25 protein-coding genes are annotated in these 24,231 nt (G+C 29.8%); 2 read left to right on the plus strand and 23 right to left on the minus strand.

Features of this window, described 5'->3' with window-relative positions; translation table 11 throughout:
* Positions 1 to 40: 40 nt before the first annotated feature.
* The gene (gene deoD, locus A7L45_RS11590; RefSeq protein WP_071612922.1) at positions 41 to 754 is read right to left on the minus strand and encodes a purine-nucleoside phosphorylase; all 714 of its coding nucleotides are present in this window, start codon (positions 752 to 754) and stop codon (positions 41 to 43) included.
* Positions 755 to 1,163: 409 nt separating this feature from the next.
* Between deoD and nudC the strand changes: the two genes are divergently transcribed.
* Together nudC and A7L45_RS11600 are read left to right on the plus strand one after the other, a co-directional pair.
* Entirely contained in the window at positions 1,164 to 1,991 is an 828-nt protein-coding gene (nudC, locus tag A7L45_RS11595) for an NAD(+) diphosphatase (RefSeq protein WP_071612923.1), read from the plus strand.
* A gap of 57 nt (positions 1,992 to 2,048) precedes the next feature.
* A complete protein-coding gene (locus A7L45_RS11600) occupies positions 2,049 to 3,224 on the plus strand; it encodes a DUF4317 family protein (protein ID WP_071612924.1) in 1,176 nt (391 codons plus the stop codon).
* 69 nt (positions 3,225 to 3,293) lie between these two features.
* Here A7L45_RS11600 and A7L45_RS11605 read toward each other — a convergent pair whose 3' ends face one another.
* The 22 genes from A7L45_RS11605 to ftsZ all read right to left on the minus strand — a co-directional run bounded on the left by A7L45_RS11605 (position 3,294) and on the right by ftsZ (position 24,223).
* On the minus strand, positions 3,294 to 3,659 hold the full coding sequence (locus A7L45_RS11605; RefSeq protein WP_071612925.1) for a hypothetical protein: 366 nt from the start codon (positions 3,657 to 3,659) through the stop codon (positions 3,294 to 3,296).
* A gap of 127 nt (positions 3,660 to 3,786) precedes the next feature.
* Positions 3,787 to 4,518: a TIGR03915 family putative DNA repair protein gene (locus tag A7L45_RS11610; RefSeq protein WP_071612926.1), complete on the minus strand. Its 732-nt coding sequence runs from the start codon at positions 4,516 to 4,518 to the stop codon at positions 3,787 to 3,789.
* Positions 4,511 to 5,773 (minus strand): putative DNA modification/repair radical SAM protein, encoded by a 1,263-nt coding sequence (locus tag A7L45_RS11615; RefSeq protein WP_071612927.1) that lies wholly within the window; start codon positions 5,771 to 5,773, stop codon positions 4,511 to 4,513. Before A7L45_RS11615 ends, A7L45_RS11610 begins: the two co-directional genes overlap by 8 nt.
* A 90-nt stretch (positions 5,774 to 5,863) precedes the next feature.
* Positions 5,864 to 6,067, minus strand: a complete 204-nt coding sequence (locus tag A7L45_RS11620; RefSeq protein WP_071612928.1) for a hypothetical protein — start codon at positions 6,065 to 6,067, stop codon at positions 5,864 to 5,866.
* 184 nt (positions 6,068 to 6,251) lie between these two features.
* Positions 6,252 to 7,730, minus strand: a complete 1,479-nt coding sequence (spoIVA, locus tag A7L45_RS11625) for a stage IV sporulation protein A (protein ID WP_071612929.1) — start codon at positions 7,728 to 7,730, stop codon at positions 6,252 to 6,254.
* A gap of 171 nt (positions 7,731 to 7,901) precedes the next feature.
* A complete protein-coding gene (locus tag A7L45_RS11630) occupies positions 7,902 to 8,894 on the minus strand; it encodes an NAD(P)H-dependent glycerol-3-phosphate dehydrogenase (RefSeq protein ID WP_071612930.1) in 993 nt (330 codons plus the stop codon).
* Between the two features lies 1 nt (position 8,895).
* Positions 8,896 to 10,212, minus strand: a complete 1,317-nt coding sequence (gene der / locus A7L45_RS11635) for a ribosome biogenesis GTPase Der (protein WP_071612931.1) — start codon at positions 10,210 to 10,212, stop codon at positions 8,896 to 8,898.
* Entirely contained in the window at positions 10,212 to 11,549 is a 1,338-nt protein-coding gene (locus A7L45_RS11640; protein WP_071612932.1) for a DUF512 domain-containing protein, read from the minus strand. The genes der and A7L45_RS11640 overlap by 1 nt, the downstream gene beginning before the upstream one ends.
* A gap of 262 nt (positions 11,550 to 11,811) precedes the next feature.
* Entirely contained in the window at positions 11,812 to 12,636 is an 825-nt protein-coding gene (locus A7L45_RS11645; protein ID WP_071612933.1) for a substrate-binding domain-containing protein, read from the minus strand.
* 75 nt (positions 12,637 to 12,711) lie between these two features.
* On the minus strand, positions 12,712 to 13,368 hold the full coding sequence (gene phoU, locus A7L45_RS11650; protein WP_071612934.1) for a phosphate signaling complex protein PhoU: 657 nt from the start codon (positions 13,366 to 13,368) through the stop codon (positions 12,712 to 12,714).
* Between the two features lie 23 nt (positions 13,369 to 13,391).
* Positions 13,392 to 14,144: a phosphate ABC transporter ATP-binding protein PstB gene (gene pstB / locus A7L45_RS11655; RefSeq protein WP_071612935.1), complete on the minus strand. Its 753-nt coding sequence runs from the start codon at positions 14,142 to 14,144 to the stop codon at positions 13,392 to 13,394.
* A 12-nt stretch (positions 14,145 to 14,156) separates the two neighbouring features.
* Positions 14,157 to 15,044 (minus strand): phosphate ABC transporter permease PstA, encoded by an 888-nt coding sequence (pstA, locus tag A7L45_RS11660; protein ID WP_071612936.1) that lies wholly within the window; start codon positions 15,042 to 15,044, stop codon positions 14,157 to 14,159.
* A complete protein-coding gene (gene pstC / locus A7L45_RS11665) occupies positions 15,044 to 15,955 on the minus strand; it encodes a phosphate ABC transporter permease subunit PstC (RefSeq protein WP_071612937.1) in 912 nt (303 codons plus the stop codon). Before pstC ends, pstA begins: the two co-directional genes overlap by 1 nt.
* A 65-nt stretch (positions 15,956 to 16,020) precedes the next feature.
* Complete coding sequence (locus A7L45_RS11670; protein WP_071612938.1) at positions 16,021 to 16,917, minus strand: phosphate ABC transporter substrate-binding protein; 897 nt, start codon at positions 16,915 to 16,917, stop codon at positions 16,021 to 16,023.
* Between the two features lie 173 nt (positions 16,918 to 17,090).
* Complete coding sequence (gene pnpS, locus A7L45_RS11675) at positions 17,091 to 18,794, minus strand: two-component system histidine kinase PnpS (protein ID WP_071612939.1); 1,704 nt, start codon at positions 18,792 to 18,794, stop codon at positions 17,091 to 17,093.
* Positions 18,795 to 18,796: 2 nt separating this feature from the next.
* Complete coding sequence (locus tag A7L45_RS11680; RefSeq protein WP_071612940.1) at positions 18,797 to 19,492, minus strand: response regulator transcription factor; 696 nt, start codon at positions 19,490 to 19,492, stop codon at positions 18,797 to 18,799.
* A gap of 54 nt (positions 19,493 to 19,546) precedes the next feature.
* Entirely contained in the window at positions 19,547 to 20,263 is a 717-nt protein-coding gene (gene pgeF, locus A7L45_RS11685; RefSeq protein ID WP_071612941.1) for a peptidoglycan editing factor PgeF, read from the minus strand.
* 48 nt (positions 20,264 to 20,311) lie between these two features.
* The gene (gene nrdR, locus A7L45_RS11690) at positions 20,312 to 20,779 is read right to left on the minus strand and encodes a transcriptional regulator NrdR (RefSeq protein WP_071612942.1); all 468 of its coding nucleotides are present in this window, start codon (positions 20,777 to 20,779) and stop codon (positions 20,312 to 20,314) included.
* Between the two features lie 79 nt (positions 20,780 to 20,858).
* Positions 20,859 to 21,119: a YlmC/YmxH family sporulation protein gene (locus A7L45_RS11695; protein WP_071612943.1), complete on the minus strand. Its 261-nt coding sequence runs from the start codon at positions 21,117 to 21,119 to the stop codon at positions 20,859 to 20,861.
* A 241-nt stretch (positions 21,120 to 21,360) separates the two neighbouring features.
* On the minus strand, positions 21,361 to 22,068 hold the full coding sequence (gene sigE, locus A7L45_RS11700; protein ID WP_071612944.1) for an RNA polymerase sporulation sigma factor SigE: 708 nt from the start codon (positions 22,066 to 22,068) through the stop codon (positions 21,361 to 21,363).
* A gap of 53 nt (positions 22,069 to 22,121) precedes the next feature.
* The gene (spoIIGA, locus tag A7L45_RS11705) at positions 22,122 to 22,928 is read right to left on the minus strand and encodes a sigma-E processing peptidase SpoIIGA (protein ID WP_071612945.1); all 807 of its coding nucleotides are present in this window, start codon (positions 22,926 to 22,928) and stop codon (positions 22,122 to 22,124) included.
* A 200-nt stretch (positions 22,929 to 23,128) separates the two neighbouring features.
* Positions 23,129 to 24,223 carry a cell division protein FtsZ gene (gene ftsZ / locus A7L45_RS11710; RefSeq protein WP_071612946.1) on the minus strand — a complete coding sequence of 365 codons (1,095 nt, stop codon included), beginning with the start codon at positions 24,221 to 24,223 and terminating at the stop codon, positions 23,129 to 23,131.
* Positions 24,224 to 24,231 lie beyond the last annotated feature (8 nt).

Below are 24,231 nucleotides of genomic sequence, written 5' to 3' on the forward strand. Positions count from 1 at the left end.
CTCAATAATTTTATATTGAGGATTTTTTTATTATATACTATTATTCTGCCATCTCTAAAGCTATTTCTATCATATTCGTGAATGATTGTTGTCTTTCTTTAGAAGTGGTTAACTCATGAGTTACTAAATTGTCTGATACTGTTAATAAACAAGCTGCTTTCTTGTTTAATACTTTTGCATTACTAAATAAAGCAAAGGATTCCATTTCTACGCAAGTACAACCGTGCTTTTCATAAATCTCCTTATAACTATCAAGATTTTTACTATAAAATACATCCGAAGAATGTATTTTTTCTTTGTGTACTATAATTCCTAAATCATCTGCAATTTTTTCTAACTTATTATTAAGTAAAGAGGATGCATCAATAGTATCTTTATCATATCCACTTTGAACTTTTGCATACGTAGATTCACTCCAAGCCTGCGTACATAAGATTACATCATATAATTTCAAATCAGTAGTGTAAGCACCACAAGAACCAATACGTATAATATTTTCTACCTCATAAAAATCAAATAGCTCATATGAGTAGATACCGATACTCGGCATACCCATGCCACTAGCCATTACAGAAATTTTACGTCCCTTATATGTACCAGTGTATCCGAATATATTTCGCACAGTATTAAATCTAATAACATTTTCCAAAAAAGTCTCTGCAATAAATTTTGCACGTAATGGATCCCCTGGCATTAATACTGTTTTTGCAATAATTCCCTTTTCCTTTACTTCAATATGTGGTGTAGGTATCATATTGAACCTCCTTATAATTGTTTTTCATTTTATATATAGTATTTTAGTATTATTTACATTATACCAAAATATTGAATGTTTTGATATTGTATATTTATTTTTTTATTTCGGTTTTTCATTAGTTAATATTTTTTTATTTTGGTTTACATTTTTAAATTAGTTTACATAATTATATGTATGTAAACCAGTCTAATTATTATATTATTTTTAGATGGTTTTAAATTAGACTTACTATTTATATATGATATAATTTTAATTTATATCAACTCTTTTACTATAATATTCCTTTTTTAAATATCAAAACATATGTATATATGTTATAATTACGTGATATTTATATGAATATTGAATAATATATCGTACTTATTAAATAGCTACGATATAGCTATAGATTGGAGATATGATATTAATGTGTAACAAAGAAAATAACACAAATTATATACCTGGAGTAGTTGAAGTTTTACCTAAAACCAATAAGGATTTATATTTTCTGTTTTGCAATGATGAATTACTAGTGAAATTAGAAAATAATATAGCAAGTATACCAACTATTAATGAATTAGAAAATTTAGGAATGAAAAATATTCAATTTTTGGGTTCTGAAAACGGAAAAAATTGTTACTGCGGAGAAATAAGTGAAGACGTTGTTATTCCCACTTTTATGTTTTGTATGAGTCTTAAATCTTTAACTCACAAACTACCAGAAGATATGTTTTGGATTGGAGGTAGAGCGATTCAAGTAGTAAATTGGAATAATGATCATGTATATTGTGGAAGGTGCGGCACATTAACCCAAAATGTGAATGGAGAAAGGGCTAAAAAATGTCCAAAATGTGGGCTCTCAAATTATCCTAGAATATCACCAGCAATAATTGTAGCTGTTGTGCGTGAAGGGAAATTACTTCTTGCTCATAATCTTCAATTTCCCAAGGATTTATATAGTGTAGTTTCTGGATTTTTAGAGGTTGGAGAAACTTTTGAGGAATGTGTTGTTCGAGAGGTAGAGGAAGAAACCGGAATTACTGTAAAAAACATTCGCTATTTTGGAAATCAACCTTGGCCTTTTCCAAATTCTATAATGATTGGATTCACTGCCGAATATGCAAGTGGAGAAATACAAGTGGATGGAGAAGAAATAGGCGAGGCTCACTGGTATAGTCCGAATGATATGCCTATAACACCAGACAGTATAAGTATAGCTAAAAAATTAATTGATTGGTTTGTAAAGAATTATTAATTAAGCAGGACGAGTGGTATAATTTTAATATAAACTAACAACGAAAAGAGGTTAATTATGAATAAAAAAGAATTGGCAGATATAAGAAAAGAATTTAAATTAGAAAATGGTATGATAAAAATTGAGGAGATTTATAGTGTTTATCTAAAAAAGGATAATGTACAAATTGATTATGAACCTATTGTCCATTCAGAGTTTGATTACTTTGATAGAATGGATATGGATAAAAAGGAACTATTTCTAGGAAATTTTAAGAAAGTACTTACAGGCGCCCTTGATACTAAAATATTCGAATTAGATTTTCAAAACATTGAAGATGAAGATAACTCTCAGAAATTTTTAACAAGCGCCTTAAAATCAAATACTAAAGATGAAATAGAAAGTAATATTAATATAATCATTAATAAAATTGCAGCTAACTATAAATACGAAACAGATGTTGTTGTCACATTTATAAAAGCTGAGTACTACATAGGATCAAGTCATAAGAATATGGACGCAGATGAAAGTATCCAAGATTCAATGAATGCTTTTAATTTTATTTTATCCAGTGTTAATAAAATAGACATTCCAAAAAGAACGCTAAAATTCGATTATACTGATAAAGAATTTAAAGCAAATTCAGTTCTTGATTCAGTTATTAATCTTAATGCTCCTTTAGAAGGGTTTATGTTCCCTAGTCTTAGCGGAGGTTGTTCAGATTTTAATAAGTGTTTATATTATGCTTCAAAGCCTAAGGAATTAAATTCAGCTTTTATAGAAAATGTTCTTAATTGTGGTTTCAAGTTTACTGCCGAGGATGAAAAAAATTGCTTTGGTGATATTTTAAAATCTATAATTGGAGATAAAATAAAACCAGAACTTATGCAGGATATCTATGCTAATATACATGAATTAGCAGAGCAATCTTGCGATGGCGAAACTCCAATCCTTGGAGTTATAGATGTAAAAAATATTCTTAGTAATTGTGGTGCGGAGATCATATCTGATATAGAAACGGCATTTGAAGAGACTTGCGGTAGTAAATATGATTTTAAGATAAATAACATTGTACCCGAATTTAATTCTAAATCAATTAAAATTACTAGTGAAATCGCAAATATCACTTTAACTCCAAAAGATCTTAACTCGATTAAACAGGTAAGAAACAAGGATGGCAGAAGATGTCTACTTATTGAGATTGAGGATGACATTATTATAGAAGGATTTAAATTAGAAACTGAAGAATTTTAATGAATTTAACGAATAAAAAATAAGTCTTAGATTATAAGACTTATTTTTTATTTATATAAGTTATTTAAATTACATATCTCTAGGGTCTATATCTTCAATCTTTTTTTTATTCCCTCTAATGTACCATGTAGTTTCTTGTTTTTCTACACTATATACTTTTCCTATTATTTTTGCTTTAGACATAACTCCTGAAAGTGAACCTACAAATGAAGGTGTATTCAATTGAACTTTCTTAATCTTTTTCCCAGTATCTATGTCTTTAACAGTCGGCTCATCAGGAATACAATTGTGTATCTCCTTACTAGTTTTTGCTGTTTCTTTACTAACAGCTCCTAAGTCTTCTAGTGTTTTGTAAATTGTTTCCATCATTTTTTTTCTTTTTTCCATACTTATAATAGGGCTTTCAACTTGTATGTATTCTTCAGTTTTCTTCATAATAATCGTTCCTTCCTTTAACTAACAGTAATTTAGTAAATATACTCATATCTATTATATCACGATTTAGGGCATTTTTTAAAGAATCAGTAAAATATAAGAAAGGTGTCATGATATTATCAAAGTATTATTCCATCTCAATTAGATTGTTCCAATACTTTTTAGGCATATTCTTCATTTGTAATATTTCATTCTTTCTTTCTTTTATTGAAACACTTTTATGGAATACCTTCCATAAATTTTGATAAAACAACTCTTCCCCTTCGTGACTTTCTAATTTATCAAATTTAAGATCCCTAAGTATCCATTCGTTATTCTCATAAACTATACCAAATTTTCTTTTAATATCATGAATTATCCACTTTTCGTTGGCAAGTCTTTTCTTAAAATGATTCGCAATTAACTCTGAAATATTATACGTTGGTTCTATCGCTGCATATAATATGCCATTAAATTCTTGAAATCTAACTAATCCCAAAAATCTGTGAGCTTCTGCCCCAACCTTTCTAGAGTATTTTTGTATCTCATTTACGAATTCATTTACCATATAATTATTAACAATACTTCCCATCTTGAATCCTAATTGTATATATTTAAGTAATTTTAATTCTATGCCCTCGGCTTCAGATAAAAATGATTGATATACATGAATTAATGTATCTGTTGATATTTTTTGAGCTATAGCTTTTGATACTTTATTGGATTTAACTAGATCACTTATTATAATATTATCATCAAATAACAAATCGAATGTATACCTATCTTCCCTTTCTATGCAATCAGGCATTTTATTATAATAACAATTGTATATAACGGATAAGAATCCATCAAAGGTAGTATCATAAATGTATCTAAGCAAATAAATCACTCCTTAAATTAAATAAACTTATTTGTTGTGGCTTATCAAAACTCTCATGATCTAATAGGTAATTCTTAAGAGTCAATCTCTCCATACTCTTGTCACCATAAAATTTACCGCTACATGTCATAAAAAACCTAGCTCTTTTAAGTACTACTCCTAGTTTTTTTAAATTATCATAAGAAAGATTACAAAGCCTTCTTGATTTTACAATTCTTAAAGCAGATGTTACTCCTATTCCAGGTACTCTAAGAAGAGTCTCATAAGCAGCATTATTGACCTCTACTGGAAATTTATCAAGATTGTTTAATGCCCAAAATGCTTTAGGATCTAAATCTGTATCGAAGTTAGGGTTTAAATCATCTAATAATTCATTTGCTTTAAATCCATAGTGTCTTAAAAGCCAATCTGCCTGATACATTCTATGCTCTTTAAGCAGTGGAGGCGTCGTTTGAATTGCTGGTAGGTTTGCATGCTGCATAACTGGCACATAAGCAGAATAATATACTCTCTTAAGCCCAAAAGTGTTATATAACCCTTCTGTGAGACTAATGACGCTCAAATCACTTTCATTAGTTGCTCCAACCATTATCTGAGTACTCTGTCCACCTGGTGTAAATTTAGGTACGTTAAAACCTTTCTTCTTATATTCGGTTGACTCTACTATACTATGTTTAATAAGACTCATAGGTTTTAATATGTCTGCTTTATTTTTTTGCGGCGCTAAAAGCTTTAAGCTTTTCTCGGAAGGAAGCTCAATATTTACACTCATCCTATCAGCATACAGTCCTGCCTCATAAATAAGTTTTGGATCAGCTCCTGGGATAGCTTTTACATGAATATAGCCATTAAATTTGTGGACCAATCGTAATTCTTTTATTATTTTAACTAGGTTTTCCATAGTATAATCCGGGCTTCTTTCTACACCAGAACTAAGGAATAGTCCTTCAATATAATTTCTTCTGTAAAAATTTATAGTTAGATCTACTATTTCTTTAGGAGTGAAGCTTGTCCGCTCTAATTCGTTACTAGAGCGATTAATACAATATTTACAATCATATATACATTTATTACTGTACAAAATTTTAAGTAATGAAATACATCTACCGTCTTGTGACCATGAATGACAAATTCCAGACGATGCTGCATTCCCTATTCCATCTTTTGTATTCTTTCTATTAGAACCACTTGAAGAACAAGAAGCGTCATACTTTGCTGAATTCGATAATATCTCAAGTTTTCTCATTACGTCCATTATATCACCCCACAAACATTTGTTCTCATTCTATCATGTTTTGTTCTAAATTAAAAGAGTTATTTGTTGGAATTTCAAGTTCCATATGTATTATATTATTTTTATTAAATACAATCCATCATCCAAAATACTTTGTTCACAACTAAACTTAACCCCACCGTCAATCAATTCAAAGCAAACATCTCTTGTACTGTTTATATCAAATAAACATTTCCCCTTTTCATCTAATGCTTTTATTGCATCACCATGTATCCCTTCTCTAATCAAACTTTCCTTAACTTCTACATTTAACATTTCCAAACCTCCGATTAACTTATAATTCATATTTAAAAATGAATTAGTATTGTCTTTACCTTATTGTACACTAAATTCATAGTAGATATATAGTAATTATATATGGATAAGTTTTCTTACCTAAAGTATAATATTAAAAGTCTGCAACCATAATGGATACAGACTTTTAATATTATACATTAATTTATAAAATAATACATATTAAGCTACCATTACCTTCATTTATAATTCTTTGTAACGTCTTTTGAATTTTCACTTGAACATCATCAGGCATTTTAAACAATTTATTTTGAAGGCCCTCTTTAACCAATACTTCTAAGGATTTGCCAAACATATTGCTCTGCCAAATTTGTGATTTATCATTTTCAAATTGATCTAAAATGGATTTATAGAAATCTTCACTTTGCTTTTCAGTACCCATAATAGGAGATATTTCTGTTTGTATATCTGCCTTAATAAAATGAAGTGATGGTGCTGATGCCTTTAATTTTACTCCGTATCTACCTCCATGTTGAACAATTTCAGGTTCTTCTAACGTCATCTCTGAAAGCTGTGGCGCTACTAATCCATAACCTTTTTCACGAACATCTTTTAATGCCTCTGCAATTTTATCATATTCAACTTTCGCTCTCGAGAATTCTCCCATTAATGTTAATAAATCATTTTCACCTTTAATTTCACAATCACAGGTTTCACCGAGTATTTTATAAAACAGTTCATGTTTAGGAATTATTTTAACTCTAGCAGTCCCTTCACCCATATTTACTTCATCAAGGTTTGCTGATTCTAAAAAATCAACTTCTTTAAAACTCAGTAAAGATTTAGTTATATCGCGAACCTTAAAAATATCCTTGCACATATCTTTTAAAACTTTCATAAAATTTACTTTAACCCAATGTTTAGAACTCAGGTTTTCAATCCATTCGGGCATATCTATGTTAATTTCTTTAACTGGGAATTCTTTAAGAACTCTTTGAAATATATTAGAAATATCTTCTTCATTCATATTTATAACATCCATAACTTGAACTGGAACATCATATTTTTCTTCTAATTCTCTTGCTAAATCTGATGTCTCAGGTGCAGCTGCGTTACTAGAATTTAATACCATTATAAAAGGTTTATTGATTGACTTAAGCTCATTAACTACCCTTCCTTCTGCTTCTAAGTATTCATTTCTTTCTATTCCAGTGATAGAACCATCCGTTGTAATTAATAGTCCAATAGTTGAATGTTCATTTATTACTTTTTTTGTTCCAATCTCTGCTGCTTCCTCAAATGGAATTTCATGATCATACCAAGGAGTATTGACCATTTTAGGAACTTCTCCTTCAGCATATCCAAGCGCTCCCTTAACAATATAACCAACACAATCAACCATTCTAACCTTAAATTTAGTACCACCCTCAAACTCAATTTCAACCGCTTCGTTTGGCACAAATTTAGGTTCCGTAGTATGAATTGATTTACCTGAGCCACTTTGAGGAAGTTCATCTTTCGCTCTTTCTTTTTTATGCGGATTGTCTATGTTTGGAATTACCATAAGTTCCATAAACCTTTTTATAAATGTTGATTTGCCAGTTCTTACAGGACCTACAACACCTACATAAATATCTCCTTGTGTTCTTTCTGCTATATCTTTATATATATCAAAATTATCCAATATATACCTCCCACTACTTATTATTATCAATATAAATATACTTTAGATTTCATCAAATTATTACTATTGATTAAAAAAATATAAAAAAAATCCAATCTTTATTAATTTCTAATAAAAATCGGATTTTTTATAATGATTTTTAGGTTAATTATATTTAGTAAATTGATATAATTAAAACTCACTTTTTTTATCTCTAGACATTAATTCATATACCCCATATTTAGGATCTTTACCTTCGAATAGTACTTTGTATAATACATCTGTTATAGGCATCGAAACTTTTTCTTTTTCTTTAAGTTCATAAAAAGCTCGTATAGCTTTTATACCCTCAACTACCATTCCTATATCATTGCACGCCTTCTCCACTAGAACACCTTTTCCAATTAGAATACCAGCTTTTCTATTTCGACTATGCATACTAGTACAAGTTACTATAAGATCACCCATACCTGTTAATCCATAAAATGTTTCAATTCTACCGCCAAGCCTAGTTCCTATTCTTATAATTTCATTCATGCCCCTTGTCATAAGTGCAGCCTTAGCATTATCTCCATAGCCTATACCATCTGATATACCAGCTGCTAATGCAATAATGTTTTTAACTGCTCCACCAATTTCTACTCCTATAATATCTTCATTAGTATAAACTCTAAATTTATTAGTCATAAAAACATCTTGAACAATCATTGCATATTCCATTTGCTTAGATGTGACTACTACAGTTGTAGGTATATCTAAAGCAACTTCTTCTGCGTGACTGGGACCTGAAAGTATTACAATTGGATTATCTTGGATTTCTTCTTCTATAACCTCTGAAATTCTTTTTAATGAACCCTCTTCAATTCCTTTTGCAATACTAACAATAATTTGGTTTGGTTTTAAATATGGTGTTATCATCTTACATATATTTCTTATAACATGTGATGGAACTGATAACACAATTATATCAGTATCATTTATAACCTCTTCTATATCAATGAATGCTGTTATTCCTGAAGGCACTGCGATATTTGGTAAGTATTTAATGTTTTCCCTTTTTATGTTAATATCATTAATAACACTTAGTTTTCTATCCCAGATGTTAACGCTAGTTCCTTTTTTCGCAAGCATTATTGATAATGCAGTACCAAAACTACCTCCACCTAAAAAAGCAACTTTTAACATTTTATTCTTTCCTTTCTCTGAATATAAGTTTTATACCCGTTCCACTAAACTCAAAACTATTTCTCAATTGATTTTCTAAATATCTTTGATAAGAAAAATGTAGTAAATTAGGATTATTTACAAAGAATACAAATGTTGGTGGTTTAGAGTCTACTTGAGTAACATAAAATATTTTCAATCTCTTGTTTGCTACTGTTGGAGGTTCGTTCATTAGTACAGCTTTATTTATAACCTCATTTAATATACCTGTAGCAATTCTTTTTGAATAATTATCATAACATTCTTTTATTGATGATAATACCTTATGTACTCTTTGACCTGTTTTTGCAGATATAAATAAATATGGTGCATAAGCCATAAAGTTTAAGCCAGCTTGAATTCTTTGTTTAAACTCAAGCATAGTTTTAGTATCCTTCTCTATTAAATCCCATTTATTTATTATAACTAAAATTGCTTTTTTCATTTCATGAGCATACCCTATAATTTTCTCATCTTGATCACTTAATTCTTCAGTAGCCGTTAGCATAAGTATAACAACATCAGCTCTCTCAACAGCAGCTAGTGACCTAATAACACTATACCTTTCAATACCCTCTTCTACTTTACTTTTTCTTCTTATTCCTGCTGTATCTATAAGAACAAATTTTCCTTCTGCAGTTTCTAATTTACTATCTATAGCATCTCTTGTAGTACCCGCTATATCAGTTACTATATTTCTTTCTTCTCCAAGCATTCTATTTATGAGGGATGATTTACCAACATTAGGCTTACCTACCACTGCAACTTGAATATATTCTGCATCTTCTGTATTTGAATAAATACTATCAAAATGTACTACTACTTCATCTAACATATCTCCAAGTCCAAGACCTTGAGTTGCTGAAATAGCTACTGGTGTACCTATTCCTAAATTATAGAATTCAAAAGCATTTGCTTCGAGTTCTAGATGATCTATTTTGTTTACTACAAGTACTATTGGCTTTTTACTTTTTCTTAACATTTGTGCAACTTCATAATCTGAACCTGTAAGTCCTTGTTTACCATCTACTATAAAAATTATAACATCTGCTGTTTCTATAGCTATTTGTGCCTGCCTTCTCATTTGAGCTAAAATGATATCTTGACTTTCAACTTCTATACCACCTGTGTCAATTATTGTAAAATTATGTCTTAACCAATCTGCATCCGCATACACCCTGTCTCTTGTTACCCCTGGTGTATCTTCAACTATTGATATTCTCTTACCTGCTAATTTATTAAATAATGTAGATTTACCTACATTAGGTCTTCCTACTATTGCTACTATTGGTTTTGCCATTACTTTGCCTCCCGACTATTTTGGTTTATTATATTTATTAAATCTTCTCCTGAATAATCACATATTAAAACTTTTGTATTTAAGCTTTTTTCTAGATCACTTACTGTAACATTATCCAAGAAAATTCGTTGCTCGTTACTTCCTAGTTCATATCCGCTTTTGAACATATTGCTAGGAAGCATTAAATATTCACCTAGTTTTTCACCTGTCAGTTGCTTTATTATGTCATTTCCTGTTAAAAGACCTGCTACTGTAATAGTTTCGCCAAAAAAAACATTTGCTATCTCTTTTACATCAATATTTATTTTGTTATTACATGCAGTTATTTTCTCAGCTACCTTTAATATTTCTGCATAAGCTGAATGACCTGTTATAAATGTAAAACTTCCTTCATTATTAAGCTTTAGTTTTACTATATCTTCGTCAGTAACGCTTCTAAGTAGTCTTATCATACCAATGCCATCTTCGAGTTGAGAATAACCGTCGTAGAACTTCTCGCAAGGAACATCAATATTTGCTACAACATAGAATTCATCAGACAATCTTATAAAAGGTGAATCTATTTCTCTAATGTATTTTTCTTGTAATTCTTTAACACTCTCTATTTCCTCTGCTGCAGTCTTTTTATCATACAATGTCAAATTAAACAGGCCTTCTCTAAACTTTGTTACTCCAACCGGTACAACAGCTAGATTTTCAATGCTCGGATAAAGCTTATACAAATCTTCAATAGTTTTTATAAGTTCTACTCCATTATTGATGCCAGGGCATGCTACCACTTGACAATTAATTTTAATACCAGCTTTTGCCAGTCTTTTCAACCTATCATAAACATTTCCAGCAAATTTATTGTTTAGCATTATCTTTCTAAGCTCAACATCCGTAGTATGAACTGACACATTAATAGGGCTTATCTTATATCTAATAATCCTATCAATGTCCTCTTCTTTCATATTAGTTAATGTTACAAAATTACCTTGAAAAAACGATAATCTTGAATCATCATCTTTGAAATATAAAGTATCTCTCATTCCATCAGGTAATTGATCAATAAAACAGAATATACATTTATTATGACAGCTCTTTGGCCTATCCAAAATGGCATCAACGAATTGGATTCCCAAATCTTCATCATAGTCTTTTTCAAATTCTATTTCAATAATCTCACCATCTATCTTTTCAATTTCAATGATAAGAAGTTCATCTGTAATTAAAAATTTGTAATCTATAATATCTATTACTTTATTGCCATTTATACTAATTAATCTATCTCCTACTTCAAGCTCAATTTCTTCTGCAATACTCCCTGGAAGTATCTTCGCTATTTGGTTTTTCATTTTAACCTCCTGTTTTACAATAACCTCTTAAATAAAAGGTTTTATGAGGAATTAGAATTAATATATTAGTTATACAATAAATTATAGCATTCCATTAAGTTATATTACATGAATTACATCCCTAAGTCAACGGCATTTGTCTTTAAATGAAGATAAATAGCATATTTCGCTTATTTACAGATATTTTCGACACTTCAAAGTAAATAATTCAAATTATAATATAATTTAATACAGAATAAAAATACCTCCTAAGAAGGAGGTATTAAAATGCTTCTATGCAATATTTTCTTATGATTTTCTTGCCGTCTTCACTTTTAAAATACTGAAAAAGATCCTTTAAACTCTCTTCTTTTTTATCCGAATAATACATTTTTATTGGAAATCTTAAAAAATAAAGATTATTTTTCAAATTTGATATAGTAATTTCAACACCACTTAATTTTAAAAACTTACTTTCTTTATTATACCATTGTCCAGGTAGAAAACCTATAGAATTTTTGTTTTGAGCAATAAAAGTTTTCATTTCTTCCATACTTGATACGTACTGAGTACTTTTGCCCATTTCTTCTTTTATAGGAGTGTCTTTTATTTTCAAATTAAATTCTTGCTGCATTGAATTGAATTTATCTTTAAATGCTACTGGTATTATTGGATTTGATTGACCATTTAGTCCTACCCAATTTGCTATTTTACCAATATATATTTTTTTTAATTCCTGAATTGAAATACCATTTACATTATTACTAGGATTAACAATAATTCCTATACCATCATACGCTAACATTTCAGCCTTGATTTTATCACTAATGGGCTGAATATATCCTATTAATACATCAGCCTCAGAATTATATAACTTATTAAAAGCACTTTCCCTATCCTCAGATTTCACAGTTATTGTAGTCTCATTATTTGAATTATAATCATGTACTAAGTCACTTACCATTGGGAAAACTGTATCTTCACAAATTATATTAATATTTTTTGATCCATTTGTTTTGTTTCCAACATCTTTTTTACATCCTATACTTACCATTATCAAACTAATACAACAAAACATAAAAAAAAATTTGAATTTTTTGTTCTTCATAATCACTACTCCACTATAATATTTTAAATATAAGTCTATTCATTTATATTATAGTTTTTGTGATTTCTCTAAAATTTATTCATTTAAATTAACTTTTTCACCTGTAACTAAATAAATTGTCCATTCACATATGTTTGTTGTATGATCAGCAATTCTTTCTAGCCATTTACAAATAAACAAAAATTGAGTAGCTTGATTTACAGTCTTTTGATTTTCAAACATTATTCTTAGAAGTTCGCCAAACACTTCTTTATATATATCATCTACTTCATCATCTCGTTTGCATACAGCATAGGCTTTTTCAATGTCACCTGATACATACGCATCCAAAGAATCTCTTATCATAAGAACTACAATTTCTGCCATTCTAGGTATATCCACAAGTTGTTTTATATACTTTTCATCTTTCAATCTTACTGTAATTTTAGCAACATCAACAGCATAATCAGCCATTCTTTCAAGATCCGTCACTATTTTTGTTGTAGTGAAAATATTTCTTAAATCTATTGCCAAAGGTTGTTGCATAGCAATTAACCTTATTGCTTTATCTTCTATTTCTCTCTCCATAACATCAACGATATCATCATCTTCCATTATTTTTTGAGCTTTCTCAATGTTATGGGTAACTAATGCATCAATACAGTCATAAATTTGTTTTTCTACAATGCTTCCCATTCTAATTAAATCATTATGGAGCTCTTGAAGATTTGCTTCGAATACTTTTCTTGCCATATTATCACCTTCCTCGCTTTATTTTAGCCGAATCTTCCTGTAATATAATCCTCTGTTCTTTTATCTTTAGGTTTATAAAATATTTCTTCCGTTTTTCCACTTTCAACAATTTCTCCATTCAAGAAAAATGCTGTAAAGTCAGAAATTCTACCAGCTTGTTGCATATTATGTGTAACAATGATAACTGTATACTTTTTCTTAAGAACATCCATTAGCTCTTCAATTTTTAAAGTTGAAATAGGATCTAATGCAGAAGTTGGCTCATCCATAAGAAGGACCTCTGGTTCTACAGCCAAAGTTCTTGCAATGCATAGCCGCTGCTGTTGTCCACCGGATAATCCAAGTGCACTCTTTTTGAGTCTATCTTTTACTTCATCCCAAAGTACAGCCCCCTTAAGACTTTTCTCTACAATTTCATCAAGCAATTTCTTATTCTTTATCCCATGAATTCTAGGACCATAAGCAATGTTTTCATATATTGACATAGGAAATGGGTTAGCCTTTTGAAATACCATTCCAACTTTTTTCCTTAAATCTATAACATCATAGTCTTGACCGTATACATTTTCATTTTCATATAATATTTCTCCATCTATTTTAACAGAATCTATTAAATCATTCATTCTATTAATAGTACGTAAAAATGTTGATTTACCACACCCTGATGGTCCTATAAGTGCAGTAACCGAATTTTTCTCTATATCGATATTTACATTCTTTAACGCTTGTGTATTTCCATAATATAGATTTAAATTCTTTGCTGTAATTATCCCCATATTGTTACCTCCTTATTTACTACCTGCATGAGACTCATATAATTTTTTCCCGATTATTCTTGCAGATACATTGAATATTAGCACTGCTATTATTAAAACGGCAGAGGCTCCATTAGCTATCTTAGTAGCATCAGGTACCATTCCTTCAGAATTAAGTTTCCATATATAAACAGCTAAAGTTTCAGCAGGCCTAAATAAACTATAAGCTGAATCCTTATTGTTCACTGCAAAATTAGTAAAATCCACAGCTGGTGCACTCATACCTGCAGTATATAGTAAAGCTGCTGCTTCTCCAAAAATTCTACCGGCTGCTAGTATAACACCAGTTAAAATTTGAGGCATTGCAGATGGCAATACGACATTTTTAATAGTTTGCCACCTAGTAGCGCCTAATCCTAAACTAGCTTCTTTAACGCCTTCTGACGCGGTTTTAACAGCATTTTCACAAACTCTAGTAAGTCCGGGTAAATTTATTATAGTTATAGCTAAAGCTCCAGCAAAAAGAGAATATCCCCATCCCGTCATTGTAACAAAAACTAAAAGTCCAAATAAACCAACGACAATAGATGGTAATGATGCCATAGTTTCAATACACAATCTAATAACATTTAGTATTTTTCCTTTTTTTGCGTATTCAGCTAAATATATTCCAGCTCCTACTCCGAGTGGCACTGTAATTATAAGTGTTACTACAAGTAAACTTAATGAATTATACAATTGAGGCCCAATTCCTCCACCGGCTTCACCAATTTTTGGTTCACCAAATAAAAACTTTAAATTTAATGACGCCCTTCCATTATATACTATATATCCAATGAGACTTACAAGCAAAAGAATTACTAAAGCAGAAACTATATACAAAACTATTGTTGCAATTTTATCCTTAACTTTAGCACTCATTACTGCTCACCTCTTTTCCCTATTTTTCTAATAATAATTATAAATATAAATGATATTATTAGCAATAGCAATGCTATTGACCATAATGCATCATTCCAAGCTGTACCATTCATTGTATTTGCCGTATCCATAGTAAGTATACTTGTTAATGTAGTTGTTGTTCCAAGTAACCCCTTAGGGAAAGTAACTGAGTTTCCTATAACCATTTGCACCGCAAGTGCCTCCCCAAATGCTCTTGAGACTCCAAGTACAATACTTGTAAGTATTCCACTTTTAGCTGCAGGTATAATCACTTTAATTATAGTTTGCCACCTTGTTGCACCAAGCCCATAAGATGCTTCTATATAATCTTTTGGTATGGTTCTTATAGCATCAGATGAAATACTTGTTATTGTTGGTAAAATCATTACACTTATAACTAGTACTCCTGCAAGTAAACTAAATCCTATTCCTCCAAAGAAAATTTTAATAAAAGGAACCAATACACTTACACCTATCCAACCATAAACAACAGATGGAATTCCAACAAATAATTCTATGGCAGGTTGGAGAACTTTTTTTCCGAGTTTTGGTGAAATCAAATTCATAAATACAGCGAGAGCTACTCCTATTGGTGCACTTACTAGTACCGCAAGAAAAGATACCATTGTAGAACCAAAGATAAATATTAAAGTTCCAAATTGAGGAATCGAGGATTCTCCGCTACCCTCAGGGTCCCAATTTCCAGAAAATATAAAATGAAATATTGAGTATCCATGTTTAATGAATGTATTTAAGCCTTTACTAGTTAGAAATATTATTATTGAAAAAGTAAGAATTACTATAACTGCGCCGCAAAACGTTGCAAACCCACGTCCCAAATATTCATTCTTAAATTTTAGAAACATTGATTTTTTATCATTTTTTTTCATAATGTTTTACCTCAAAAATTATTTTAATGAAAATAAAGGTTGGTTTTATCCAACCCTAATCAGCATTAATCTCTTTTAGCTTTCATATCTGCCATTGGAATGTATCCTAATTTTGTTATTGATGCATGCATTTCAGAACTTGTCATATAATCTAAATATGCTTTTGTTATTCCAGTAGGTACACCTTTGGTATACATATGTTCGTATGACCAAATTTTATATTTATCTGTGCTTATATTTGCTGCAGTTGCTTCAACACCATCAATTTTTAATATGTTTAAGCCTTCTTTGTTTGTTGCATCAGCAAAAGCTGATAACGCTAAGTAACTTATTGCTCCGTCAGTTTGTTTAACTGTTTTTAGAACAGCTCCACTTGAATCTGAAGTTAAGCCAGTTGCTTCTTCTTTTTTATCTAATCCAAATTCTTTAAATGTTGCTCTAGTACCTGAAGATTTTGGTCTATTTATAATAGTAACTTTGATGTCAGCTCCGCCAACTTCTTTCCAGTTTTTTATCTTTCCTGTAAATATATCTATTAATTGTTTTTTTGTTAATGATTCAACCTTAACTTTTGGATTTGTTACTGCAGCAAATCCTATAACACATACCTTAGTGTCTGTTAATGCAGCTGCATCAATTCCTGCTTTGTCTTTTGCATATATATCTGAATTTCCTATTTCTACACTACCTTCTCCTACTTGCTTAAGTCCAGTACCACTTCCGCCACCTTGTACATTTACTGTTGCACCTGTATTTTTAAGTTTGAAATTTTTAGCACCAAGTTCTGCCAAAGGCTGAAGAGCAGTTGATCCTGCTGCAGTTATTGAACCGGATGTTGCAGTCGCCGCTTTAGTTGTAGTTTTAGGTGTTGTTTCAGCTTTACTTCCACATCCAGTTAAAAAACCTGCTGTCATTGCAACTGTTAGTGTAGCAACCATCAATTTCAAATATTTTTTTTTCATTAATATTTCCCCCATTCATTTATACTCATATTTAGCTACTTATTACTCTTATAATAATATACCCATAAAGTTAACTTTATATTATGTTAAAGTTAACTTTAGTTTAGCTAATGTTAATTAAACTTTACATTCAATAAAAATAAAGCTACCGCAATAATGTGGTAGCTTTATTTTTAATCTTGATATGGAATTTCTATTATAAATTTACTTCCAACTTCTAATTGACTCTCCACATATATTTTTCCGTTAAATTCTAGCACTATATGCTTAACGATGGCAAGGCCTAGACCTGTTCCACCTTTTGATCTAGAACGAGCCTTATCTACTCTGTAGAACCTCTCAAAAAGGCGTGGAATTTGATCTTTAGCTATTCCAACCCCTGTGTCTTGTACCCATAAGATAAATCCATCAGTTTTACCCTCAGTTCCTATACAAACACTATTACCTGATTCAGAATAGTTTATACCATTATCGACTAAATTAATTAACATTTGTTTAAATCTATCGGTATTACCTATTAATATTTTAACATTCTGTTGCTTCACTGATAACTGAATTCCTTTTAAATCTGCTGTGTTTTTCATTAAATTGTACACATCTTTTATAATTTTATTAACATTAATTTTTTCTGTTTTTACTTCCTCTTGTTGCTCTATATGTGAAAGTGTTAGAATATCTGTAATTAATCTAGTTAATCTATCGGCTTCCTCGTTGATTATATTTAAAAACTTTTCTTTTGTTTCTACATCATCAACGTATTTTAAGGTTTCAGCAAATCCTTTAATAGATGTTAATGGTGTTTTAAGCTCATGAGAAACATTAGCAACAAATTGTGTTCTCATATTTTCTAGTTTTTTTACTTCAGTAATATCTTGAACAACAGCAACAGTACCAATATGATCATTTGCATTAATAATATCTGCAGTCTTTATTCTAAGTTCTCTTTCTTTTGGCCAAGCTATTCTTATTTCTTTGTAATTATCATCACTTTGATGTAATATATTTTCTAATTCAAAATTCCTTATATTGTCTAAAAGATTTTGCCCTATAATATCTTTTGTTATACCAAATATTTTTTTAGCATATGGATTAATTATTATAACTCTATTTTTCCTATCAACTGCAATGACTCCACTATCCATACTTTGAAGAATTGCTTCTAGCCTGTTTTGCTTATCAGTAACTTCATTTAATGTAGACTCTAGTTTATCTGCCATCTCATTAAAATTTTTAGCTAATTGTCCTATTTCACCATTTGATAATATACTAACTCTCCTATGAAATTCACCTTTACTAATTCTTGAAGTAATGAAAATTAAATCTGTAATAGGCCTTACTATAATATATGATAGTTTTAAAGAAAACCAAATTGACATTATAGCAGAAAAAATTATAGCTAAAATATAAAGCTTAAAGTATTTACTTCCTAATCCACTTACAATTTTAAGTGGATTAGAACTTCTAATAATAAAACCATCACCAAATTCAGTTGCAAAATACATCATATGTTTCTTAGTCGAAGCACTATATCTAACTGAGTATCCAGTTCCATTCCTTCTTGCTTTTACTATTTCTTGTCTAACATTGTGATTATCCATAGTGCTCGCATCTACAGTTGAATCATAAAGAACCTTCCCCATTTTATCAATGTATGTAACTCTCAGCTCAGAACTCTTTAAGTTCTGCGTAAAAAACTTTTGATGATCTTTTAAATTATTGCTTTGTAATAAACTAATTATCATATTATTATTTACTTGAAGTTTATCTTTTAAATTTTCTTCATATTCATAATTAAAGATAGATACAATTAATAATGTTACTACTACAAATATAAAAATTACAGTACTTAATAAATATATTAATAATTTCTTTTTCATTCTTATTCTCCAAAATTGAATCTATATCCTATACCGCGAATAGTCTGGATATATACTGGATTTTTATCATCTTCTTCAATCTTTTGCCTTAAGTGCCTTATGTGGACGTCTACAGTTCTTGTTTCTCCTACATATTCATAACCCCATATTTTGTCGAGTAAAAAATCTCTGGTCATAACCCTACCTTTATTCTTTATTAAAATTTGTAATAATTCAAACTCCTTTAAAGTCAAATCAATTCTTATTTCACTTTTTAGAACCTCATGTTTACCAAAGTCAATGGCCAGATTACCAATTTTAAAAGTTTTTTCAACTATCTTCATAGTAGTCCTTCTAAGAATGGCTTTAACCCTCGCTACAAGTTCCCTTACTGAAAATGGTTTTGTAATATAATCATCTGCACCGAGCTCAAGTCCTATTATCTTATCTATTTCTTCCCCTTTTGCTGTTATCATAATTATCGGCATGCCAGACATATTTGAATCTTTTCTGATTTCTTTACATACATCTAATCCGTCCATTCCAGGCAACATCAAATCTAATAACATCAATTGTGGTGCTTGTTCTTTAGCAAGCTTTACAGCGTCTATTCCATTGTCAGCACATATAACTTTATATCCATTTTTCTCTAAATTAAATTTAATTAATTCCCTTATATGCTCTTCATCATCCACCACTAATACTTTTTCTTCAGCCATGTTAATCCCTCCATATTTTTATGCGTTTTTCACTTAATTTACTACATATTGTTCTTAAATGTCTTTTAAATAAACAAATGAAAACATTCTTCCTTGCTTATTTTCGCTATTTCTATACGAATATAATTCATACTTCTTACTACAAGAAGTACATATATTAGTAATTTTAATATTATCTTTTTTTATACCCTTTGCATTAAGTTGAGTTATAATGCACTTTTCTAAATCTAATTTATTATTAATGCTTATTTTAATATTACTATAAATATCTTTACTAGTAAACTCCTCTATTAGTTCCTTGCTAACCTCATAACAACACCCTCCAATATGAGGGCCAATATATGCGCTAATATTTTTAGTTAATGAACCATAAGTTTCTTGCATTCTTTCAATAGTTTTGCTTACTATCAAATCATTTGTACCTTTCCATCCACTATGTATTGCAGCTATAACCTTTCTACTACTATCTACCAAAATTACAGGAACACAATCTGCTGTAAAAACACCTATAGCTCTATTTTTTTTATTTGTTATTAAAGCATCTCCATCTTTTATATTACCGTCAAAATCAAAAACTAAGTCACTATGGATTTGATTTAAATATCCAATAGATTCTAGGTTATAAGCTGTTTTTATTTTTTCTAAATTTACCAATCCTTCATCAGTATGGCAGTTAAAGTTAAGTCCACCACTCGCTGTTGAAAACAAAATAACGACATTATCAATTTTAAATTTTATAAATTTATAGTTATTAAGAGTTTCTATTTCCATTAGTTCACCCCCTATAGTTGCATAATTTTTAGAAACGAAAAAAAATGCCTATGGGCATTTTTTCTCATTAGACATCAATTTTCTTATCTCTTCCATAAATGTATTAATATCCTTAAATTGTCTGTAAACTGAAGCAAATCTCACATAAGAAACCTCATCTACATTTTTTAATATGCTCATGATAAGTTCTCCTATATAATCAGATTTTACTTCTGTAAGCATTTCATTATTTAACTGTTTTTCTACTTCATCACAAATGGCTTCAATTTGTTTTCTTGAAACTGGTCTTTTTTGACATGCCTTCATAAGTCCATTTAATATCTTTGTTCTATCAAAATATTCTCTATTAGAATCTTTCTTTATTACTAAAATAGGCACATCTTCCACTTTTTCATAAGTAGTATATCGTTTAAAGCACCGTAGGCACTCACGTCGACGTCTAGTTGCAATATTGTCATCTGTTGATCTAGAGTCTACCACTTTACTTTCTTCACAGCTGCAATATGGACACTTCAATGGTCTTCACGCCCTTTTACTAGTATAGTTAACAAATATACTAACATTATACACTTATCTTATAAATTAAAATAGTCTATTATTCGTTTTCCATAATTAGATCACTACCATCTACAAGAATTACATCAACGCCAACTTTCTTAACTTTTTCCCATGGTATCTCAATACTATCGTTTTTATTAAACCAAGATGACTTCTGAGTTGGCATTAAGATTGAAATAATTTTATAGTCATCACAATCCACTTTTAAGTCTTTAATATATCCCATTTTCGACCCTGAATTTATATCTATAATTTCCATCTGTCTTAAATTGTTAATCGCAAACATTAAGCTTTCCATTTTATTCCTCCCCTAGAGTATTTTAAAACTTCTTATTCAAGTAGCTAATATATTCTTAACCTATGTCTTTTAGATCCTACTACTTTATATTATAAATATATTCATTAGACACTAAGAATATATTTATAATTAGAATTTTATTTGATCCTTTTAAATAAGGCACATAAAAATAAATAATAAGTCAAAAATAATACTGACTTGTTATTTATTTTCATATGCCTTATAGCAATCTAGAATTACCCTACACCATTTTATTAATTTCCTTTTGCAATCTTTTTATTATTCTTTTTTCAAGCCTTGATATATAAGATTGTGATATTCCAAGTATATCAGCAACTTCTTTTTGTGTCTTTTCTGTTGTTCCATTTAATCCAAATCTTAGTTGTACAATTTCTTTTTCTCGTGAATTTAACCGTTGCATAGCAAGCAAAAGTAGTTGCTTATCTACATCTTCTTCAATAATATTATAAACCACATCATTGTCAGTTCCAATTATATCAGAAAGCAATAATTCATTACCATCCCAATCAACATTTAGCGGTTCATAAAGAGAAATTTCAGTTTTTATTTTACTATTTCTCCTAAGATACATTAGAATTTCATTTTCAATACATCGTGACCCATATGTAGCAAGCTTAATTTTTTTTTCAGGATCAAAGGTATTAACCGCTTTAATGAGTCCTATAGTTCCTACTGAAATCAAATCTTCAATATTCACTCCTGTATTTTCAAACTTCCTTGCTATATAAACTACGAGCCTTAAATTTCTCTCAATCAAGGTGGCTCTCACGCTTTTATCTCCTTCATCAAGCCTAACTACCAATTCATCCTCTTCATCCTTAGTCAAAGGAGGTGGTAATGCATCATTGCCTCCTATATAAAACAAATTGTTTGAAAACATTTTAAATTTAGCAAATAAGTTGTTTAACATTACTTTAAAATTAAACATAATTTCCTCCTTATCCATATTATTATACAAAACGATTACTAATTTTAACTTCATTAACTGAGTATTCCTCTAGACATAAGCCCATTGTAATCATTATCTTTGCTTAATTTATACTCGCAAAATGCTACAATTACATCTTTTCTTTCCATATTTTTCTTATTAATATGAATATTAATATACTCTGGTTTAAATCCAATAAATCTACCACTAGTTCCATTTACTACAGTATAGGGAATGAAGTATGTATTGTTTTTTTCTAAGGAAATTTCACTTAAAATATTCCGTTCAACAATCAATACCGGCAGATTAGAAGCAGTCTCGCGAAGCTCATTTCCAGTATCTAAAAATGCTTTAATAGTTTTTATATAATTCTTATTTACTATATCTACTGTATATATAAGTGTAGATATTTTTCTCCTATCCTCTACAAAAATTACGACCCTATATATCACCATATAAATGATCATTACTGAAAGTAGCAACTTCTCATAAGGAAAATTTATTATAATTACATCAAATGACATATCCTTTTTACTATTCATTTGAATAAAAAAACACATCCCAGCTAAAAGAATTGAGTATAACAAAAAGATTAATGAAGCTTTAATATTAAATAAAAGCCTTTTTTCATGAAATACAATAACTATCATAATAATTACTATTAATATCTTAAAAGGTAAAAATGTAAGCCATTTAAGACTAGGGTACAATACCGTTATAACATATAAGCTGCCTACTAGACTTGAAATGAGTAGCCACTTAAGCTTTACTCTCTTTCTTAACGTTTGAACAGTAATGTGTAATATGAATAGATTAACTATAAAATTTACTAATATAAGAACATCTACATATACTACCATCCTCTCTTCCTCCTTTAAGATTATTATATAACTATTATCATCAGAATTTTGTCATTTTTTACCACATATAATTATTTTTATTCTTTCATAAAACGTCACTTATTTCCATATTATTGTAAATCCATTTATAAATGCCCTAAACGCAAATAAAGTGCCCAAAGGGCACTTTATGATTTAATTTATACTATTATTTTGTATTATTATTTGTTTTGTCTTCTTAAAAAAGCTGGAATTTCTAAATCAGAATCTTCATAATCTTTAGTATACGCAACTTCTTCGTTAGGAACAACCGTCTCTTTCACTTTAGGTTTTTGTACAGTTTTATTATGTTTTACAACATTATCACTTTCAAAACCAGTTGCAATAACAGTTATTCTTATTTCATCTTTTAGCTCTTCATCTATAACTGCTCCAAAAATAATATTAGCATCTGGGTCAGCAGCCCCTTGTACAATCTCTGCAGCTTCATTAATTTCAAGTAATCCAAGATCCATTCCGCCAGTAATATTTAAAAGCACACCTGTAGCACCAACTATAGATGTTTCAAGTAATGGGCTTGAGATAGCTTGTTTTGCTGCCTCTTGGGCTCTATTATCGCCAGAAGCTCTACCAACGCCCATATGTGCAAGACCTTTTGCAAGCATAATTGTCCTTACATCTGCAAAATCCAGATTTACAAGGCCTGGTATTGTAATCAAATCGGATATACCTTGTATACCTTGTCTTAAAACATCATCTGCCATTTTGAAAGAATCCATTAATGTAGTTTTCTTATCAACCATAGTTAATAATCTTTCATTTGGTATTGTTACTAATGTATCCACTGTTTCTTTAAGAGTTTTTATTCCTACTTCAGCATTAATCATTCTTTTTCTGCCTTCAAATGGAAATGGTTTTGTAACAACTCCTACAGTAAGTATTCCCATAGATTTAGCAATTTCTGCCACCACAGGTGCAGCCCCAGTACCAGTACCACCACCCATACCTGCAGTAATAAACACCATATCTGCACCCTTTATTGCTTGGGATATTTCTTCTTTACTTTCTTCTGCTGCTTTCATACCAATTTCTGGATTAGCACCTGCTCCAAGTCCCTTAGTAAGTTTATCACCAATCTGAATTTTTTGAACAGCATGAGAAAGAATTAAAGCTTGCTTATCTGTGTTAATAGCTATGAACTCTACATTTTTAAGACCTTCCATAATCATCCTGTTTATAGCATTGTTTCCTCCGCCTCCACACCCAATTACTTTAATTTGAGCAAACTCTTGAACATCAACATCAAAATCTAACACAACAATAC

It is taken from the genome of Clostridium estertheticum subsp. estertheticum (assembly GCF_001877035.1).
In the GTDB taxonomy this organism is placed as follows: Bacteria; Bacillota; Clostridia; order Clostridiales; family Clostridiaceae; genus Clostridium_AD; species Clostridium_AD estertheticum.

What these genes read in the sequence shown, in the direction of transcription:
- A7L45_RS11640 (WP_071612932.1), bottom strand. Translation starts at nt 11,549, where the DNA reads ATGAAAAACCAAATAGCGAAGATACTTCCAGGGAGTATTGCAGAAGAA.
- A7L45_RS11620 (WP_071612928.1), bottom strand. Translation starts at nt 6,067, where the DNA reads ATGTTAAATGTAGAAGTTAAGGAAAGTTTGATTAGAGAAGGGATACAT.
- A7L45_RS11670 (WP_071612938.1), bottom strand. Translation starts at nt 16,917, where the DNA reads ATGAAAAAAAAATATTTGAAATTGATGGTTGCTACACTAACAGTTGCA.
- A7L45_RS11695 (WP_071612943.1), bottom strand. Translation starts at nt 21,119, where the DNA reads ATGGAAAGCTTAATGTTTGCGATTAACAATTTAAGACAGATGGAAATT.
- A7L45_RS11680 (WP_071612940.1), bottom strand. Translation starts at nt 19,492, where the DNA reads ATGGCTGAAGAAAAAGTATTAGTGGTGGATGATGAAGAGCATATAAGG.
- sigE (WP_071612944.1), bottom strand. Translation starts at nt 22,068, where the DNA reads ATGTTTAATTTTAAAGTAATGTTAAACAACTTATTTGCTAAATTTAAA.
- pstB (WP_071612935.1), bottom strand. Translation starts at nt 14,144, where the DNA reads ATGGGGATAATTACAGCAAAGAATTTAAATCTATATTATGGAAATACA.
- spoIIGA (WP_071612945.1), bottom strand. Translation starts at nt 22,928, where the DNA reads ATGGTAGTATATGTAGATGTTCTTATATTAGTAAATTTTATAGTTAAT.
- A7L45_RS11645 (WP_071612933.1), bottom strand. Translation starts at nt 12,636, where the DNA reads ATGAAGAACAAAAAATTCAAATTTTTTTTTATGTTTTGTTGTATTAGT.
- A7L45_RS11600 (WP_071612924.1), top strand. Translation starts at nt 2,049, where the DNA reads ATGAATAAAAAAGAATTGGCAGATATAAGAAAAGAATTTAAATTAGAA.
- pstA (WP_071612936.1), bottom strand. Translation starts at nt 15,044, where the DNA reads ATGAGTGCTAAAGTTAAGGATAAAATTGCAACAATAGTTTTGTATATA.
- phoU (WP_071612934.1), bottom strand. Translation starts at nt 13,368, where the DNA reads ATGGCAAGAAAAGTATTCGAAGCAAATCTTCAAGAGCTCCATAATGAT.
- nudC (WP_071612923.1), top strand. Translation starts at nt 1,164, where the DNA reads ATGTGTAACAAAGAAAATAACACAAATTATATACCTGGAGTAGTTGAA.
- pnpS (WP_071612939.1), bottom strand. Translation starts at nt 18,794, where the DNA reads ATGAAAAAGAAATTATTAATATATTTATTAAGTACTGTAATTTTTATA.
- A7L45_RS11615 (WP_071612927.1), bottom strand. Translation starts at nt 5,773, where the DNA reads ATGGACGTAATGAGAAAACTTGAGATATTATCGAATTCAGCAAAGTAT.
- der (WP_071612931.1), bottom strand. Translation starts at nt 10,212, where the DNA reads ATGGCAAAACCAATAGTAGCAATAGTAGGAAGACCTAATGTAGGTAAA.
- A7L45_RS11630 (WP_071612930.1), bottom strand. Translation starts at nt 8,894, where the DNA reads ATGTTAAAAGTTGCTTTTTTAGGTGGAGGTAGTTTTGGTACTGCATTA.
- pstC (WP_071612937.1), bottom strand. Translation starts at nt 15,955, where the DNA reads ATGAAAAAAAATGATAAAAAATCAATGTTTCTAAAATTTAAGAATGAA.
- deoD (WP_071612922.1), bottom strand. Translation starts at nt 754, where the DNA reads ATGATACCTACACCACATATTGAAGTAAAGGAAAAGGGAATTATTGCA.
- pgeF (WP_071612941.1), bottom strand. Translation starts at nt 20,263, where the DNA reads ATGGAAATAGAAACTCTTAATAACTATAAATTTATAAAATTTAAAATT.
- A7L45_RS11605 (WP_071612925.1), bottom strand. Translation starts at nt 3,659, where the DNA reads ATGAAGAAAACTGAAGAATACATACAAGTTGAAAGCCCTATTATAAGT.